This is a genomic window from Pseudoalteromonas sp. S558, assembly GCF_005886635.1.
Lineage (GTDB): Bacteria > Pseudomonadota > Gammaproteobacteria > Enterobacterales > Alteromonadaceae > Pseudoalteromonas > Pseudoalteromonas aliena.
Window position 1 is genome coordinate 1 of record NZ_PNDU01000193.1, and the last position, 18,303, is coordinate 18,303.

Annotated in this window: 16 protein-coding genes and 1 pseudogene; 2 read left to right on the forward strand and 15 right to left on the reverse strand. The window is 39.0% G+C overall.

Annotation, left to right across the window (positions count from 1 at the left end; all coding sequences use genetic code 11):
* Positions 1-337: 337 nt before the first annotated feature.
* The 7 genes from CWB66_RS13465 to CWB66_RS13495 form a co-directional block, all read right to left on the reverse strand.
* Positions 338-634 (reverse strand): hypothetical protein, encoded by a 297-nt coding sequence (locus tag CWB66_RS13465; protein ID WP_138585774.1) that lies wholly within the window; start codon positions 632-634, stop codon positions 338-340.
* Positions 635-792: 158 nt separating this feature from the next.
* Entirely contained in the window at positions 793-978 is a 186-nt protein-coding gene (locus CWB66_RS13470) for a DUF2442 domain-containing protein (RefSeq protein WP_138585775.1), read from the reverse strand.
* 48 nt (positions 979-1,026) lie between these two features.
* The gene (locus CWB66_RS13475) at positions 1,027-1,326 is read right to left on the reverse strand and encodes a hypothetical protein (protein WP_138585776.1); all 300 of its coding nucleotides are present in this window, start codon (positions 1,324-1,326) and stop codon (positions 1,027-1,029) included.
* A 166-nt stretch (positions 1,327-1,492) separates the two neighbouring features.
* On the reverse strand, positions 1,493-1,984 hold the full coding sequence (locus tag CWB66_RS13480; RefSeq protein ID WP_252371762.1) for a response regulator: 492 nt from the start codon (positions 1,982-1,984) through the stop codon (positions 1,493-1,495).
* A gap of 339 nt (positions 1,985-2,323) precedes the next feature.
* Positions 2,324-2,896, reverse strand: a complete 573-nt coding sequence (locus tag CWB66_RS13485; RefSeq protein ID WP_077537896.1) for a MiaE family protein — start codon at positions 2,894-2,896, stop codon at positions 2,324-2,326.
* Between the two features lie 47 nt (positions 2,897-2,943).
* Positions 2,944-3,576 carry a sulfotransferase gene (locus tag CWB66_RS13490; protein ID WP_138585777.1) on the reverse strand — a complete coding sequence of 211 codons (633 nt, stop codon included), beginning with the start codon at positions 3,574-3,576 and terminating at the stop codon, positions 2,944-2,946.
* Positions 3,577-3,590: 14 nt separating this feature from the next.
* On the reverse strand, positions 3,591-3,962 hold the full coding sequence (locus CWB66_RS13495) for an MAPEG family protein (protein ID WP_138585778.1): 372 nt from the start codon (positions 3,960-3,962) through the stop codon (positions 3,591-3,593).
* Between the two features lie 153 nt (positions 3,963-4,115).
* On the opposite strand from CWB66_RS13495, the gene CWB66_RS13500 reads away from it, so the two are divergent.
* Positions 4,116-5,468 (forward strand): DUF2254 domain-containing protein, encoded by a 1,353-nt coding sequence (locus CWB66_RS13500; protein ID WP_138585779.1) that lies wholly within the window; start codon positions 4,116-4,118, stop codon positions 5,466-5,468.
* A 2-nt stretch (positions 5,469-5,470) separates the two neighbouring features.
* Here the strand turns inward: CWB66_RS13500 and CWB66_RS13505 are convergent, their stop codons facing one another.
* The 3 genes from CWB66_RS13505 to ggt form a co-directional block, all read right to left on the reverse strand.
* On the reverse strand, positions 5,471-6,196 hold the full coding sequence (locus CWB66_RS13505) for an SIMPL domain-containing protein (RefSeq protein WP_138585780.1): 726 nt from the start codon (positions 6,194-6,196) through the stop codon (positions 5,471-5,473).
* A gap of 153 nt (positions 6,197-6,349) precedes the next feature.
* Positions 6,350-8,044, reverse strand: a complete 1,695-nt coding sequence (locus CWB66_RS13510) for an NAD-dependent malic enzyme (RefSeq protein ID WP_138585781.1) — start codon at positions 8,042-8,044, stop codon at positions 6,350-6,352.
* 139 nt (positions 8,045-8,183) lie between these two features.
* Positions 8,184-9,956 (reverse strand): gamma-glutamyltransferase, encoded by a 1,773-nt coding sequence (ggt, locus tag CWB66_RS13515; RefSeq protein WP_138585782.1) that lies wholly within the window; start codon positions 9,954-9,956, stop codon positions 8,184-8,186.
* Positions 9,957-10,020: 64 nt separating this feature from the next.
* Here ggt and rrtA point away from each other — a divergent pair, with 64 nt between their 5' ends.
* Positions 10,021-10,644, forward strand: a complete 624-nt coding sequence (rrtA, locus tag CWB66_RS13520; RefSeq protein WP_252371763.1) for a rhombosortase — start codon at positions 10,021-10,023, stop codon at positions 10,642-10,644.
* 76 nt (positions 10,645-10,720) lie between these two features.
* On the opposite strand, the gene CWB66_RS13525 is transcribed toward rrtA, so the two are convergent.
* From CWB66_RS13525 to CWB66_RS13545, 5 genes and pseudogenes are all read right to left on the reverse strand, one after another.
* Complete coding sequence (locus CWB66_RS13525) at positions 10,721-13,222, reverse strand: prolyl oligopeptidase family serine peptidase (protein WP_138585783.1); 2,502 nt, start codon at positions 13,220-13,222, stop codon at positions 10,721-10,723.
* A 114-nt stretch (positions 13,223-13,336) separates the two neighbouring features.
* A pseudogene (locus tag CWB66_RS13530) lies at positions 13,337-14,499 on the reverse strand (endonuclease/exonuclease/phosphatase family protein).
* Positions 14,500-14,644: 145 nt separating this feature from the next.
* Positions 14,645-15,793 (reverse strand): 5-(carboxyamino)imidazole ribonucleotide synthase, encoded by a 1,149-nt coding sequence (locus tag CWB66_RS13535; protein WP_138585784.1) that lies wholly within the window; start codon positions 15,791-15,793, stop codon positions 14,645-14,647.
* 2 nt (positions 15,794-15,795) lie between these two features.
* Positions 15,796-16,278 (reverse strand): 5-(carboxyamino)imidazole ribonucleotide mutase, encoded by a 483-nt coding sequence (gene purE / locus CWB66_RS13540; protein WP_138585785.1) that lies wholly within the window; start codon positions 16,276-16,278, stop codon positions 15,796-15,798.
* A 152-nt stretch (positions 16,279-16,430) separates the two neighbouring features.
* Positions 16,431-18,020, reverse strand: coding sequence for an ABC-F family ATPase (locus CWB66_RS13545; RefSeq protein WP_138585788.1), 1,590 nt, complete (start codon positions 18,018-18,020; stop codon positions 16,431-16,433).
* Between the last annotated feature and the right edge of the window lie 283 nt (positions 18,021-18,303).

The window sequence follows — 18,303 nt, forward strand, 5'->3', positions numbered from 1 at the left end:
AAGTTTTGTTTGCCCCGTGATGACGGCCAGCTCTCTGTCATGCTCGGCCTTTTTGATTTTACCGCGATATTCTATGTACGTGGTGAGGGGGGCAAAGATGCCACCCAGCCAACTAAAAAAGGGTTTGCTTTAGTCATCGTCTAAAATCCCTTTGGTGTGCTTTTTAACTTAATACACCGCAAAGGCCCCTATTAATGCCCCTGCTACCGCTGTGATTAACCATGTTTTGTTTATCATGGCCCTCTTAACTAACGTTATAAACTGCTTTAGTAAAGTAACAAAGTGAAATGGTTTATTTTCAATCTGAAAATAAACCTAAGCCCCTATCTAATTCCAACTATGTTGGAAAAGTCATTGCTATTTTGCCCCATTTATCTTTTTGTTCATCCATAAATAAATCTTCATGGGCTGGATCGAATTTAGGGTGTTCACTATCCCAAAATGGATATTTCAATATAGCTTGTAGCCGCCATAACTTTGCTACATTCAATAAGATTTCGACTTCCCATGGTTCAACTAATATTGTTCCATTGTTATGTTTATTTATTATTTTTTCTAGTTCAATTAATTTTTCTTTTTTAGCATATGAAAGTAATTCATTGAAAATTTTTGGAGGTAAGAAATATTCTTTCATTATTTATACTTTTTCATGTGTGTTTGTCATTAGCTTAGTTAATTGCTCTAAGCTTAAAATTAAATCTTCTGCCGTCATTGGCCTCGGACCATTAAGTAGTGGATGGTCTTTCTGTAAAAAATTAAAAAACAGGCCTTCTGGTAATTGTTTGCCAACTGCTAATTTCCATCCTTAATATCAAATTTTAAAAAGTGATTTACTTTTTTATAGTGCTCGTAATCTGGGTGGCCAATACAAAAAATGAATGCTGCAAAGTCAACGGCCGAAACATGCCCATCATTAAATTCAATCTCGAGTATGTGATCTGTAATATGCTTAACATTAACTACCAATAGTTCAGACATTTTTCACTTTCTCATAAGCATTAAATTATAATCATCCTTAACAAGCTTTTATGTCCATAACGCCCAGCGAATATCTATGAGTCGATGCAACATTTTATTTTGCTCACTAATCTCTTCAGGCTCTGGCACTATAGGCTCTTCATATGTCAGCCACCAATGATAAAGAGTTTCGAGTTCTTGCTTTGTAGATCGAGTAATTTCATCAACATCCCAATTAGTGACTTCAAATAGCCTCTCTTTTTCGACTGTGTCTTTTAGTAACTGAAAACAAGCATGTAACATTACAGTGTCTTTATCGCGCCATTCTTCATTTAAGCTTTCTATTTTTAATTTATTACTAGGTTCCATAATATCCCACAATATGACGGCTTTGAAAAAATTATATAGCTTAACTTTATAAATATAAACAGGTGTTTATAAACGATGGATTTTACTTGTTTTTTAATGCAAGCTTACTGGTAAAGGTAATTATTTGACTTTTAATTAAAAAGGTAACTGCCCTACTTCCCTATTTTTATGTTAACAGCGATTTAACCATTTCGACTAATACACTTTGCTTCACTGGTTTTAATAAAACGCTATCAAAACCTAGGTTGAGGTATTCACTATCACTGACTCCATCTTTATTTGCAGTATGCGCAATAATTTTTGTTGAAGCTGGGTTGATGTGTTTTTTCAGTTTTAGCATGGCATCAGTGCCTGTAAACTCAGGCATAACAATATCCATTAAAATAATATCGTAATTGCCTTGGGAAACCATTAGCATGGCTTCGATAGCACTTGGCGCAAAATCAATATTAAAATTATGCTCTGCAAGCATGGCTCTAATCACAATTTCAACTAAAGGGTCGTCATCAACTAAAAGTATATTGTGAGTTTTTTTTTGCACAGAGTGTTCAAATTTTGTTGCAATATCAACCATATTAGTTGGCGTTTTTTTAGTTTTAGGTGTTGTTGTTACAAGCTCAAAAACATTATTTATAGGGGGGCTAATCAGCGGGATCACTAAAGCCGTGGAATTGATGGTTTTTTTATGCAAGTGTTTGATGGCTGAAATAGTATTTACTCCCAATATTCGACTGAACAGTTAATAAGATCCCCAACACAGTTAGGAGTACTTAGTGATAAAACGTCTAACTTCAGGAGTATTTCAGCAATTTTTAAGCCAAAGTTTTTGCTTAAAATATTGATATTTATTAATAAGATAATAAAGTATCTACACTATTACAAATATAATTCGCAAAATGCAACGCCATATGCAAATAAGTTGTCTCTATAATATGGCGTTTGTATCACTTATTATAAGTTTTAGGTTGCACAAATAAAAGCGCACTTGTTAAGTAAGTTAATGTAAGGCTGGCGTAAATGGAATGCTTTGGCAAATTTTTGCTTCAGCTACTAGTAATTCTTCTAGGCGAATATCAACGTCTTCTTTGTCGAAATATTCGTAAGCCAGTTCGACAAATAAGTTTTTATGCTTTTCTTCTGAGGCAGCAATAGCAGCATAAAACTCTTTTTCTTTTCCTTCTGGCAAGGCTTGGGCAACTAAAGAAAACCGTTCATGGCCGCGTGCTTCAATTACACCACCAACGAGTAATCTATCCATTAAAAATTCATCACGACCGTTTCTAAATAAGCCGCGGATTTGTTTAATGTATGGATCTTTTTTGTCGTCACCTAAGTTTACGTCGCGCTCCATTAAAATTTTAAGCACTTCTTTAAAATGAATCATTTCTTCAAGTGCTAGATCTGTCATGGCTTTTACCAATTTTCGCTTATCTGGGTAATGCGAAAGCATAGACATCGCCATACCCGATGCTTTTTTTTCTGCAGCGGCGTGATCTTGTAAAAAAGTATTAAAGTCAGCAAGGACAACCTCGGTCCATGCAAATGGTGTGTGGTATTTTAATTCAAACATCTTCTATACAACTTAAATAATAATGCGGCGATTTTACCGTATTTGATTTAAAAAATCTTGTAAGGCAGTAATTTATCTATGCGCCCTTTGGCCGTAGATTCTACTTTTAATGGGTGCTTAATATCGTTCCATGCGGTGACTTTACCGCCCATATTCATTTTTTCAAAATCAGTTTTATCACTTTTAAGTGCCAAAAAATTACACAGCTGTTTGTAACTGTGTGGCTTTGCTATATCAATAGATAAAAAGTCTTGCTGACGATTTTTAAAATACGTTTGAGCACTATTAAAGTGCGTGTTGTAACAGTTTGTTAAATAGTTATTGTCGTTAATGTTATGCAGTGATAATCCACTAAAGGTATTTAAATAACAGCGTTTTATATGGATATTAAAGCCCCCGTCTGTACGGGTTAAATTAGTGTACATACGCGTTAAAAGTTGTTTTATTGAAGGAACCCAGGCTGTAAGCTCTCGTTCTAAATAGATAAATTTAGAATGAGGATAATGAGTATCAAGCGTTTTAAAGTCATTAAAAATTGGGGTGTCGGCAATGGCGGTGGCATTTTCAAAACAAGCATGAGTATACGCGGTATGCGCGGTTGTAATGCCAAGTTCTAAAAGTGCATGGCACACACTGGTTGTGCCGGTACGCGGTAAACCTATTATAAATATTTTGCTCATTAACTTTTCTTTAATTAGCCACGTGTTACTAGTAATACAAAGGCGCTAACAACTATGACTAAGAATGTTGCAATAGTACCAATTTGGCGATATTTCAGGCTTTTTTCTACTATACCTAAATTTTGAAACACACGTCCGATCAATAAAGCACCGCCTAAGATGTGGCAGTAATGGCTTGCAAGCCCCTGGTACTCTGCTAAAAAAAGCAGTATTAAAGCAAGTGGTACATATTCCATAAAGTTTGCGTGGGCACGCACAGCACGTTGCAGCGTTGTATTACCGTTATCACCTAACGATATTTGTTCTGCGCGGCGCACTTTTATTACGTTAAAGCTCAAATAAATGTAAAAGAATGCAAGTAATGCAGCATAAGTTGAAATGATCACGGCGTTTTCCTGTTATTTTTATCGCATAAGCATGCGCTCTATTATTGTGGACGTGATAATAACATATAAATTTGAGCAGCATTATCAGAAGTTTACTAAATGCCTATGCTAAGCTAAGGGTATTAAGTAAGTAGAAAAATACACAAGGATTTTATGTTTGTACCTCGCAAAGTAGCTAATAGTTATCGTGAAATGATCAACAGTATTGGCTTTTACCCTTCACTTCTTTCTGTTGCCTTTTTGGTATTTGCTATTATTACCATGTCGGTTGAATATTTAGCCCCAGTTGAACAGTTAAAGTCGTTTATCTCTGTGATACTTGTTGATAGCGCCGAAAACGCGCGTACTATTTTAAGTACCTTAGCGGGCAGTATTATTTCACTTACGGTGTTTAGTTTTTCGATGGTTATGGTTGTTTTAAACTCGGCCAGTGCGAGTTTATCGCCCCGTGTTGTACCTGGCCTTATTACTCGTAAATCACATCAAATGGTATTAGGGTTTTATTTAGGCAGTATAATTTATTCTATTATTATGCTCATCAATATTAACAAGCTTGATGGTGGCAATACTGCGATCCCATCAATCGGCGTATTATTTGCGCTTGTGTTTGGTTTAATCTCGTTAGGGTTATTTGTATTTTTTATCCATTCAATTTCTCGCGCCATTCAGGTTGATAATGTGTTAAATGGGTTGTTTAGCCAAACTAAAAGAGAAATAAAAGCCATTATACAAAGGCAGCAAGACAACCCCGTAGAAAACTTTCCTGACTTTGAGCAATGGCAATCTATAAGCAGTAAAACCGAGGGGTATTATAAAGGCGTGCATACCGACAAGCTGTGTGCCATTTTGGCAGAGGAAAATATAAAAGTGTATATTTCTGTTAACCAAGGCTATTTTACCGTTAAAGGCTACCCATTTTTAAAGTGTAATAAAGATATATCAAACAACGAAGCACTTATAAATAAAATTTTAGACTGCTTTATTTTTTATATTGAAGAGTACATAAGTGATCATTATCGTTATGGTTTAACGCAAATATCAGAAATTGCAGTTAAAGCAATGAGCCCAGGTATAAACGATCCAGGTACTGCGGTTAAATCGATTGATATGCTTAGTATTTTACTTATTCAACGACTTTCAATTAACGATATTAATTACTCATTTAAGCACAGCGAGAGCGGCCCATTGTTGTATTCACACGAAACCAGTTTTGATGAACTGCTACACGACAACTTTACACCACTTAGAAATTATGCAAAGGGCGACGCCTACGTAATGACGAATGTACTTGAGGCGTTTAAAAATATTTTGTTTGTAGCGCACCAATATACGGACGCACGAAATAGTCTATTTAATTACTTAAATGCGATTGTGGATGACATAAATGAGCATGTTACTAATGCGTACGACAGACGTGAAATTACTAATATGTTAAATGCAATCACCCGTATCAGTGAAGAGCAAGGTAAAGAATTGGTGGCGCGTTTTGAGCACCACCAAAAGTAAATTTAATCTATGTAGTACACAGCGTAGCTTGAAGCCGTTACTTTAATTTCTCCCGCATGATAGGCATCCGGTACGTAGTTACTTGGTGCGCTATCTGCCATCATCACTTTCTCGGCGCGCATGTATGGCTGCGACTGTACGTTCAATGGGCTAAGGGATGCAGAATATAAGCCTTTTAAGTCAACCCCATAATCTTCACTAAACTCTTTTGCAGCATCACGCGCATCTTTTATTGCCAGTTTTTGAGCTTTTTTATGTAGCTCGTTGTAATTACTTGCTAAAAACTGCGTTTGATTAATTTCGTTAATCCCATTATTAACTAAACTTTGTAGTAACTTAGGGTATTTATTTATATCGCTAAGTTTTACAGTTAAGGTACGGGCAACTCTAAACCCTTTAAAGTCTTGATTACCTGTTGTGCGGTTGTATTGATTATCGCGGTTTATTGAAATTTGCCCCGCGTTTATATCGCCCTGCAAAACCCCCATTTCTTTAACAAGTTTAATGGCCTTAGCCATAGTTAAATCAGTTTTATTTTTAGCCGCAATTAAGTCTTTATCAATTTCGGTAATACCCACACTAATTTGTACATAGTCTGGCATTGTAGTAAGTGTGGCTTCGCCTTTTACATAAATATGAGGAGCGTCGGGAGTTGCCGCTGCGAGTGTGTTAAAGCTCAGTGCGCTTAAAGTCAACGCGGTGCCTAAAACGAAAGTCAGAGTTTTCATAAGTCGATCCTTTAATTTAGTAGATCCTATTAAAGAGCCTACGTGGTTAATTAGCGATGAACAAGCACAAAAAAACAGGCAATTGCCTGTTTTTTGTTAAGTGTTGTAACTAACGTTACAACAAGTTGCACGTTAAATTACGTATAGGTGCAATTAAATACTGCTGCGCTTGTAGTTGCGGTATTTAGGTAACCAGTAGTTTTTATCAATGGCTGCCCATAATGCATCATCAGAAATCTCAAGAGCGACGCCCTCTTCAATTGCTTTTTTAGCTATGGCAAATGCAATTCGCTTACTCAATGTTTCTATTTCTGTTAGCGCTGGTAATAAACTGCCAACACCCGTATTAGCACGAGGAGACGACTCAGCAAGCATTTCGCTAGACACACTTAGCATTTCATCTGTAATACGTGTTGCTTTAGCGGCTATAACGCCTAAACCAATACCAGGGAAAATATAACTGTTATTGCATTGTGGGATTGGGAACGTTTCGCCGTTGTATTCAACCGGTGCAAACGGGCTGCCTGTTGCTACAAGTGCTTTACCGTCTGTCCATTTAATAACATCTTCTGGGTGAGCTTCTACCTGTTTAGATGGGTTACTTAATGGAAAAATAATTGGCTGCTCACAATTTGCGTGCATTGCGCGTATTACTTGTTCAGTGAATAAACCAGGTTGGCCTGAAACACCAATTAAAATATCTGGTTGTGCACAGTGCATTACATCAAGTAATGATGCGTATTCGCCACTGTAAGTCCACTCATTTAGCGAGCCTTGCGGTTGCGCGAGTGCTTGTTGAAAATCACGTAAACCTTGCATACCCTCTGATAATAAACCAAAGCGGTCGACCATAAATACTTGGCTACGTGCTTGAGCTTCAGTGATGCCTTCAAACACCATTTGGCTAATTATTTGCTCAGCAATACCACAGCCGGCAGAGCCCGCACCAACAAATACTACTTTTTGTTGGCTTAGCGTTGAATTTTTAACACGACATGCCGCAAGTAAAGACCCGACTGTTACAGCCGCAGTTCCTTGAATATCATCATTAAAGCTACAAATTTCATCGCGATAACGTTTTAGTAATGGCATTGCATTTGGCTGTGCAAAATCTTCAAACTGCAGTAATACATTTGGCCAGCGGCGCTTAACGGCTTTAATAAATAAATCTAAAAACTCATCGTACTCATCTTGAGCAATACGTTTGTGACGTGCGCCCATGTACATTGGGTCGTTTAACAGTTTTTCGTTATTAGTACCCACATCAAGCATTACAGGTAATGTGTACGCCGGACTAATGCCACCACACGCAGTGTAAAGTGATAATTTGCCGATTGGGATACCCATGCCGCCAATACCTTGATCGCCAAGGCCTAAAATACGTTCACCATCGGTAACAACAATGACTTTCACTTTGCCTTTTGTTGCATTGCGTAAAATGTCATCAATTTGAAAGCGATCTTCATATGAAATAAATAAGCCACGTGCGCTGCGGTATATATCTGAGAATTTTTCACAGGCGTCACCCACTGTAGGGGTGTAAATAATAGGCATCATTTCTTCAAGATGATCGCGCACTAAACGGTAGTAAAGTGTTTCGTTGTTATCTTGAATCGCACGTAAGTATATGTGCTTATTGAGATTGTCGGTAAAGCTTGAGTACTGCTGATAACAACGCTCTACTTGCTCTTCTATTGTTTCAAAGCGAGGAGGTAACAAGCCAGCAAGGTTGAAGTTTTCGCGTTCTTTTTTACTAAAGGCACTGCCTTTATTTAATAGCGGTGTTTCAATTAGGCCAGGGCCAGCATGATGAATATAAAGGTAATTTGGATCAGTATTTGTTGTCATATTTCCAGGCTTTAACGAAGTCTTAAGTTATGATCTGCCATTATCATTGTTAAAGGTAAAATTGCAATGAGTATGGAACTTGTCAGACCATTGAGAATATACAAACACGAGCTTTACTCGTGCTTGTATTATACATAAATTAAAATTTAATAGTGGCGTTTTTATCAGTTAAATCAGATAACGCGACCCCTTCACGGCGAGGATCTGCGCCGCCATATAATTTGTTGTTTTTAACTTCAACGGCATGTAAACCCGAGTTTAAATCGAGCACTCGCACATTATGACCGCGCTTAGTAAGCAAAGGTGCAATGGCTTCAAGGGCTGTGCCTTTTTCAAGGCTGGTGTAATCGTTGCGATTTGTTGTGCGCGGTAGATTAATGGCCTCTTGAGCTGATAAATTCCAGTCAATAACACCTACAACTACTTGTGCTACGTAATCTATAATACGACTGCCGCCAGGTGAACCTACCACTAAACGTAAACTGCCATCTTTATTAAATACCATTACCGGTGACATAGAGCTGCGCGGACGTTTACCTGCCTCTACTCGGTTTGCTACAAGCTTGCCATTTTTACGCGGTGAAAGTGAAAAGTCAGTGAGTTGGTTATTTAAAATAAATCCGTTAACCATAACCGTAGAGCCAAATGCCATTTCTATTGAGCTGGTCATCGACACTGCATTGCCTTTACTATCAACAATCGATACGTGCGAAGTAGAGGGCAACTCGTAAGAATCATCCGCTGCATAGCTTAAATAATCGACTGGATCACCGGCCACTGCTGGCTGATCAGTATCAGTAATTAATTTAGCACGAGAAGCAATGTAGTCTTTATCTAGCAATTCTTTAGTGGGTACTTGAGTGAAATCTGGATCGCCCATATACATATCGCGATCGGCAAATGCTATGCGTGAAGCTTGAGTAAAATAATGAATCGCTTTTTCATCATTTGGCTTAAGCGCACTCATATTTTTATGTTCAAGCAAGCCTAGCATTTGTAATACAGCTACACCGCCACTGCTAGGTGGTGCCATTGAACATACATTGTACGCGCGGTATTCAATACACACGGCATCGCGCTCTTTGCTTTTGTAAGCGGCTAAATCTTGTACACTAAGTTTGCCAGGCGCTATGGAAGAATTTTGTACCGCCTTAACCATTTTTTTAGCATTATCGCCTTTATAAAATGCATCAATACCCTGCTTTGCAATGTCTTTGTATAAATCAGCCAGTGGTTGGTTTTGTTTAAGCGTACCCGCTGCAATCAATTTACCATTAGGGTAAAAGTACTCATTTATTACTGGCATACTCATTACGCCTGGGTTTAACTGACGTGCTAATAAGCCGTGTAAACGCGGCGATACAACAAAGCCTTGCTCAGCTAGTTCAATGGCTGGTTTAAATAACTCACTCCATGGGAGTGTCCCGTATTGCTTATGCGCGTTTGCAAAGGCATGTAAAACACCCGGAACGCCCACAGAGCGCCCGCCTACAACGGCTTCAATCCATTTTACCGCTTTGCCATGTTTATCTAAAAACAGAGTGTCGTCTGCGTTTGCTGGTGCAGTTTCACGGCCATCAAAACTAGTCAGCTTGTTGTTTGCTTTGTTGTAGTACAGCATAAATGTACCACCACCAATGCCTGATGATTGCGGCTCAACCAAAGTAAGTACAAGCTGCGTGGCAATAGCGGCGTCTACGGCACTGCCGCCTTGCGCTAAAATTTGCTGACCTGCGCGTGAAGCATATGGGTTTGCAGCTGCAAGCATATACTTGTTACCTGTCACCTCTTGTTTGTGAATAAGCCCTGTTGCGGCTTCTGGCTCGCGAGTTTCAATTACTTGCTGTGCAAAAGAAGGCAGTGTTACTGCACACAGCGTAATAGCTAATAATGAGTTAAGTTTAAAATGCATAAAAAGTCTAAAAACACTTAATGACGATAAGATAATTGGCATCTTAAAGTTAAACGGGCACAATATGCAAAAATTTATACTAAAAAATGACAATAAAATGCTTAATTTACCACTGCAGCCCCGTTATTTATTACCGCCTATAATTTTGCTGCTTTTTAGCGCTATTTTTGCTGCATTTGATTTAAATAATTTACTAGAATTTAACCGTGAGCTTGTCAACCAAGGTGAATTATGGCGTATATTTACCAGCCAGTTTGTTCATGCTAACTGGGCACACTTGGGATTAAATGCCAGCGGTATTTTATTAATTTGGTTGCTGCATGGCGAATACACATCACCTACTCGCTACGCTTTTAATACAAGTGCGCTAGCACTGTGGTGTGGACTCGGCGTGTATTGGTTTTGCCCTAGCATACATATTTATACCGGATTAAGTGCTCTACTGCATGGTGTAATTATTTGGGGGGCAGTTAAAGATATAACTGTAGGACTAAAATCGGGTTATTTATTGTTTATAGGTGTATGGATAAAAATAGCGTTTGAGCAATTTAGTGGCCCAAGTACCGATATAGAAAAACTAATTAACTCCACTGTGGCTATTGATGCACATTTAATTGGTGTAATTGGCGGGACTCTGCTTGCCATCCCACTGATCCGTGAATACCTAAAAAACAAAGATAGCCGCTAATTATTCAAAAATTGAAGTTCATAAAAAATGCCCCTTTAAAATTTAAAGGGGCATTTTTGTTTTTATACTTTAAAGATTAAAGCGTTTCTTTAAATAACTTATAAATACGGCGGTATTCGTCTAACCAGCTTGAAGGCTGTACAAAACCATGCGGTTCAACAGGAAATATTGCTGTTTCAAAGTTTTCTTTTTCAAGCTCAATTAAACGCTGTACTAAACGCACTGAATCTTGAAAAAATACGTTATCGTCAACCATTGGCGCATTAATCAATAAGCGTTTATTTAAACCTTCAGCGTAGTAAATTGGTGAGCTGCGCTCATACGCAATAGGATCAACATCTGGGTGATTTAGAATGTTAGCTGTGTAACCCGTATTGTAATGTGCCCAATCGGTTACTGGTCGCAGTGCTGCACCTGATTGAAACAACTCAGGGGCTGTAAATAGCGCCATAAAGGTCATAAAGCCGCCGTATGAGCCACCATAAGTTCCCACAGCCTTAGTATCAACGTTGGCATTTTTCGCCATCCATTTTACGCCGTCAGCCAAGTCTTGTGTTTCGGGAGTTCCCATTTGACGATAAATTGCAGTACGCCAATCACGTCCGTAACCTTTAGATGCGCGGTAATCCATATCCATTACTATATAACCTTCGTCTGCTAGTAATGAATGGAACATAAACTCACGAAAATAAACCGAAAATCCCATGTGTGAGTTTTGTAAGTAACCCGCGCCGTGGTTAAAAATAACCGCTTTACGGTTTTTACCGACTTCGCCCTCTACATAATCAGCTGGGTAGTACACTTTTGCGTATATGGGTTGTGAAGTATGACTCGAAGGCACAGCAACAATTTTGGGTGCAGTTAGCTTTTTCGCTAAAAATTCATCCGACACAGTATGCGTTAAACGTGTTGCTTGTGTATTTGCTTTAGCATCAGCAACGTAAAGCTCATTAGGCATGGTAATCGTAGAGTGCTTAAGCAGTAACTGGCTTTCATCTGGGCTTAATGTGTAGTCAGTCATCCCGTTTAAATCGGTAATTTGCTCGCTGTTACCCGTTTGTGGGTTAACGCGATAAATTTCGTACAGGCCCGGATGCTCAACATTTGCTTTATAATAGATTGCGCTGTCGTCGCGTGTAAGCGTTAAGTTCGAAACCTCAAATTGGCCTTGTGTCAGCGCGGTTGCTTTACCATTTAGTGGCTTTTTATAAAGTTGGCTGTAACCCGACTCTTCCGATAAGTAGTAAAGCGTGTTTGAATTATGTAACCAACCAAAATCATTAAATGCGTAAGCTATCCATGCATCATCATGCAAGCGATGCTGCGAAACTAATGTATTATTTTCAAAATCAACAGTTGCAAGCCAGCGGTCTTTGTTATCCCACGCTTCAAGCATAATAGCGACGTGTGAGCCGTCGTCATTCCACACGATTGGGCTTTGCTCAAATCCCCAATCCATAATAAGATTTATGCCACGCGGGGCTTTTTTAGATGTGTATGTTTTGCCTTCCCGTGCATAGTTTTCTTTTTTAACTGAGGCTAAAACGTCTTCATCAAAGCCAGGCAATGTATCGAACGAAAGCGACTTTTGGCTTTTATCTTTTAAATTAATGTATACAAGCTCTGACGTTTCTTCTTTTGCATCAGCTACACGACGGCGCGCTTTTTTAGGGTCGATAGTCGCATCATCAGTGATGTAGTTTGGCATAATGTCGCCATCACTGCGCCACCCTGTTTGCTTTTGCACAACCACTAATAACGCATCACCATTGGGTGAAAGCTGCACTTCAGCAACGGTATTTCCATCACCTAAATAATAAGCCGTATTAGCAATTGACGTATTTTGCTCATTTAACAATTCATTACGAGCTTGCTTGTCTTTTTTGTTTTTTTGCTCAAGTGCAACAAACTTAATCAGTTTATGCTGCTCTTTTGCAATGTAAGTACTGGGCTCTGTTACGCCCTCTGGTTTGTTTACTAGCTTTAAGTTAGCTAGTTCAGAGGTTAAACCCGTTACTAAGTCGGCTTTAAAAAATACATTACCTTGGCGATATGCCAATGCACCATCATTCAAAAATTGTGGTTTAGATTCAGTTGCTGACGTTTGTGTAATTTGCTTAATGGTGTTTGTTTTAATGTTTTTAACAAACACATTGCCCTTAAAGGTATAGGCTTGAAGTGATTTATCTTTTGAGTAAACGGCATTTTTAGCGCCTAGCATGTGCAGATTATTAAGTGCCACTTGCTGTGCTGTTTGGCTAGTAATTGCTTGGCTATAAAAATCTCTAAGTATGCTACCTTGCTCTTTTTGAGCATAAATAACGGTTGTTGAATCGGCTGACCAAAACGCGTTTTCTGGCTGATTACCCATCCAATCAGGGTGAGCCATTGCTTGCTCTAGCGTTATGTTTTGCGAGCCTGTATCGGCTGGTGTGTTTACAACCGCAGCAACCTTGGTTGCTAACGTATTTTGCTGTAATGAAGAGGTGTTAGCCGTCGCGCTACAACCTGCAAGCACAATACTTGAAGCAACAGCTAAGGCCACTAACGTTTTAGATGAAGAAAAATTAAAAATCATAGTGCTTCTATACGGTTATTATAATTAGGCCGTATTTAAGCAGAAGCACTCAAGTTATTGCAATTTTTTAAGATAAATAACGATTAAACAGGGTAAAGCTCAGTTTACTCAAGCTTATTCAATAATTAAATCGAGCCACACCATACGGTGATCGCTCGATGCGTTTCTATCTTTAATTAAGCGATACTGCTCGCTTGTTTTAGTAGGCCAAAACACGCCTCCACTTTTAACGCTTAAACCATAGTTTGATGGTAGAACGTAATCGACACGAGCCTGCCAGTTAGCAGTGTAATTTTGTGCATAAGACTCTTTATACTGCTCCTTTGAGCCTTCGCTTTTTGGCACAAAACTGGCGTTAATAAGTGAATTTTTAAGAAGTAAATCGGTTGTCATAACACGTGCTTTATCGCCTTCAGGGGATGCATTTAAATCGCCTAAAATTACAAAACGAGACTGTGCTTTTAATCCACCTTTTTGGCCGTTATCGTCATAAATGTAATTTGCGTTTGTTACGTAATCGGCAATTAACCTTATTTCATCATGGTTACGTTTACCATTACGATCTTCTTCGCCGTCAAATACTGGTGGTGTTGGGTGGGACGCTAATATATGCACAGTCTTATTGTTCACGTTGATTGGTAAATCCCAAAACGATTTTGAACTGAGTCTAAGCGCCTGCCATTCTTGTTTGTTATACCAGTTTTCAGCTGTTTTTGGCATAACCGGCATTTGCGCGTTTGGCATATCTTTGTATTTAAAGTTTTGCAGCGTTCTTATTTTTTCAAAATCAATTGGGTATTTTGAAAGAAGCGCCATACCGTAATGCCCTTCAAAAAAACCAAAGCCTTGTGCATCCCCCATCACTGCATTTTTTTGCCATCGTTATCTAAATCAAATTCGGTGGCTAATCCCGTATTTACTGGCGCTATATAAAAATAAGGATAGTTGATTGCCTCTTGTTTTTGCTGGCTAACGTTGAGGTAATGTTTATTGAAATACTCAACACCTTGCTCTTTAGGGATATAATCAAATTCATTAAGCAAAACAATATCAGGGCGAACACGTTGAATAATTTCAGCGATGTTTTTAATCTGTTGGTTATTTGATTTAAGTGCATTGACTAATGCATCACTTTTAATTGGCTGATCTTTAGCGGTGTGATTAGTGGCATCCATACTCACATTAAAAGTCGCCACGCGTAAGGTGTCTGCAGCAAAAGAATGTGTACTAAAAGTAGCTGCAACAAGCAGTGCGCTATAAATTGCTTTGATTTTCATGTCGTGATTTCACTTATAAAATAATGGTCTTAGCTATTATTTCATAAACGAAGGAATTTGTGCTTTTTTAAATTTTAAAAATGCCGAGCAAGCTCAGCATTTTTAAGTTGTGCATAATACTAATTTCATGCAATTGGTATAACGTTTAGTTCAAGATTAACTGTGCGGCAGCTTTTAAAATGCCAGGATACTCTTGCTCTGGTAAATAATCGCTAAGCTCACCCAACTTATCTGCAAGATCATTCATACTTTGAGCAGATACATTTATGTGACCCATTTTACGTCCTTGCTTTGCAGTTTTACCGTACCAATGGCTTGTAACATCAGAGACTTTTAGAACATCAAATGGAATACTTGCTTGGCCTAAAACATTTATCATTGCGGTGATTTGTTTAAGCTCGGTGTTACCTAGAGGTAAACCTGCAACGGCGCGCATATGGTTTTCAAACTGCGAGCAATGGCAACCTTGTTGTGTCCAATGACCGGAGTTATGAACACGTGGGGCAATTTCGTTAACAAGTAACGTGCCTTGTACATCAAAAAACTCTATAGCCAATACACCAACGTAGTTAAGCTCGTTTGCTATTTTTGTAAATGCATCGTTTGCCTGCGTTTCAAGGTTTTGGTTATTTTTACCGGCAATCGAGAGCGTTAACACACCATTAGTGTGCTCATTCTCGGTTAGCGGATAAATAGCCACATTACCGTGTTTATCGCGCGCACCAATAATCGACACTTCGCGATCAAATGGGATCATTTTTTCAGCAATAATAGTGTGCGGCGAAAGCTCAGTACCCGATGCAATAAAATCAGCCATTTCAGACCAAATTTGCTCTATTTGAGCATCCGATTTTAAACGCCATTGCCCTTTACCATCGTAACCTGCTTGGCATGTTTTAATAACCAGTGGCTTACCTAGAGTTTTAGCAGCGTGTTCAAGATGTGCTTTTTCGGTAATTAATTGATACGGTGCACACGCAACACCTGTTTTATCAAGTAATGCTTTTTCAAGCGAGCGATCGCCACCGGTTTTAATCGCGGCTTTACCTGGGTAAAACTTATTGCTGTTACAGCAAAGTGTTAGTACGTCATCAGGAATATGCTCAAACTCTGCCGTTATTGCATCAGCGTTTAATATTGCTTGCTCAAGCGACGTGGCATAAACCTCGCCTGTTAACGGGTGCTTAATTTGCTTGCTGGCTACATCGTACGCCACTACGTTTAAATTTAGCGGTGCGCCGGCAAGGCTCATCATACGCGCAAGTTGCCCTGCACCTAATATTAAAATATTCATTATTACTCTGCAGGGTTTGGATTAGCTAATATAGTGTCGGTTTGTTGTTTACGAAACGCTTCAATTTTTGCAAAAATTTCTGGATTTTGACATCCTAAAATTTGTGCCGCTAATAAACCTGCATTTGCAGCGCCAGGCTCGCCAATAGCAAGTGTGCCTACAGCAACGCCTTTAGGCATTTGGCAAATAGATAAAAGTGAATCAACACCATTTAATGCTTTTGATTTTACCGGCACGCCCAGTACAGGAAGCGATGTGAATGCTGCTGCCATACCCGGTAAATGCGCTGCGCCGCCAGCGCCCGCTATAATCACTTTAATACCACGTTCTGCGGCTGAGCTTGCGTAGTCGGCTAGAAGTTGAGGAGTGCGGTGTGCAGACACGACTTTTGTTTCGTACTTAATGCCAAAGTGTTCTAGCATAAGGGCTGCATGTTCCATGGTTGGCCAATCTGATTTAGAACCCATAATAATGCCAACAGTCATAAATACTCCTCAGTAATGTATTTTAAAAAATAGCGGACTTATGTCCGGTTTTAGGCGGGTATTATACCCAAAGCCATATTAATTGCGACTCACAAAAACAAAAAAAGCCATGTTTAAACATGGCTTTTTAGAATTAACGGGTAAATAGCTAATTAAGCGTCTTTACTCGCTAGGTATTCTGCGTAGTTGCCTCTAAAGTCGATAACTTTACCGTCTTTAATTTCCCAAATGCGGGTAGCTACCGATGATACAAATTGACGGTCGTGGGAAACAAACATCAATGTACCCTCGTAAGCTTCAAGGGCTAAGTTAAGCGCTTCAATAGACTCCATATCCATGTGGTTGGTTGGCTCATCCATTAGCAATATGTTTGGTTTATGCATCATAATTTTACCAAACAGCATGCGGCCTTGCTCACCACCTGAAATTACTTTAACTGATTTTTTAATATCGTTTTGCGAAAACAACATACGGCCTAAGAAGCTACGAACCACTTGCTCGTCGTCGCCTTCTTGTTGCCATTGCTCCATCCACTGAAACAAGTTCATGTCGGTTGCAAATTCGTCAGCGTGATCTTGCGCGTAGTAACCAATGTTGGCATTTTCAGAAAACTTAAACTCTCCGGCTTTTAGTGCTAAGCGCCCTGCTAACGTGTTAAGCAATGTTGTTTTACCCACACCATTCTCACCAATAATAGCAATACGTTCGCCAACTTCAACTAAACCTTCAAGATTAGAGAACAATGTATTGTCGTCAAAACCTTGCGTTAAGTTTGTCATTTCGAGTGCGTTACGGAATAACTGTTTTTCTTGATCAAAACGGATAAACGGTGTTTGACGTGATGATGCTTTAACTTCGTCTAACTGAATTTTGTCGATACGTTTAGCACGTGATGTTGCTTGCTTAGCTTTCGATGCGTTAGCAGAGAAACGAGAAACAAACTGTTGGAGCCCAGCAATTTGGTTTTTCTTTTTGGCATTTTCGCTCAGTAGCTGCTCGCGTGCTTGTGTTGCTGCAAACATGTACTCGTCGTAGTTACCTGGGTAAATACGCAGCTCGCCGTAGTCGATATCAGCCATGTGGGTGCACACAGAGTTTAAAAAGTGACGGTCATGCGAGATAATGATCATGGTACAGTTGCGTTGATTCAACACGTCTTCTAGCCACTTGATGGTATAAATATCCAAGTTATTAGTTGGTTCATCAAGAAGCATTATGTCTGGATTTGAAAACAACACTTGCGCAAGCAACACTCGAAGCTTGAAACCTGGTGCAATTTCTGACATCGGTCCATAATGCTGTTCAGTACCAATGCCTACGCCTAATAATAGTTCCCCCGCTTTAGATTCTGCAGAATAACCATCCATTTCAGCAAACTCAGTTTCAAGATCGGCCACTTTCATGCCGTCTTCTTCGCTCATTTCTGGCAAACTATAAATACGGTCACGTTCTTGTTTAATTTGCCATAACTCTTTATGACCCATAATCACAGTGTCGATAACAGAGTATTCTTCGTAGGCAAACTGGTCTTGGTTTAGCTTAGCAACGCGTTCATTTGGATCAGTACTTACATTACCTGCAGAAGCTTCAAGCTCACCACTTAAAATCTTCATAAATGTTGATTTACCACAACCATTTGCACCGATCAAACCGTAACGGTTTCCGTCGCCAAATTTTGCTGAGATATTTTCAAATAATGGTTTAGCACCAAATTGCATGGTGACATTAGCTGTACTAATAATAGCGCTACCCTCCAAGGAGTAATGATGTATTTAAATTGCGCGCAGTTTATACCAAATTGGCTTTTTTTTCTATCAAAGATTATGACAATACAAGGCGTTAAAGCCTTTTTAAAATGCGTAGAACATTGCTTTGCTGGTGGCTTGTTTTTATTCTTAAAAATGTAAATTGACAGTGATTTTTAACGCTAACTACGTTATCGCCTATTTATGGGGAATAACTACATTACATAGGCTCTGCATTACCTAAATACCAAACAGTCTGCTGCAAAATCAATCACGAAAC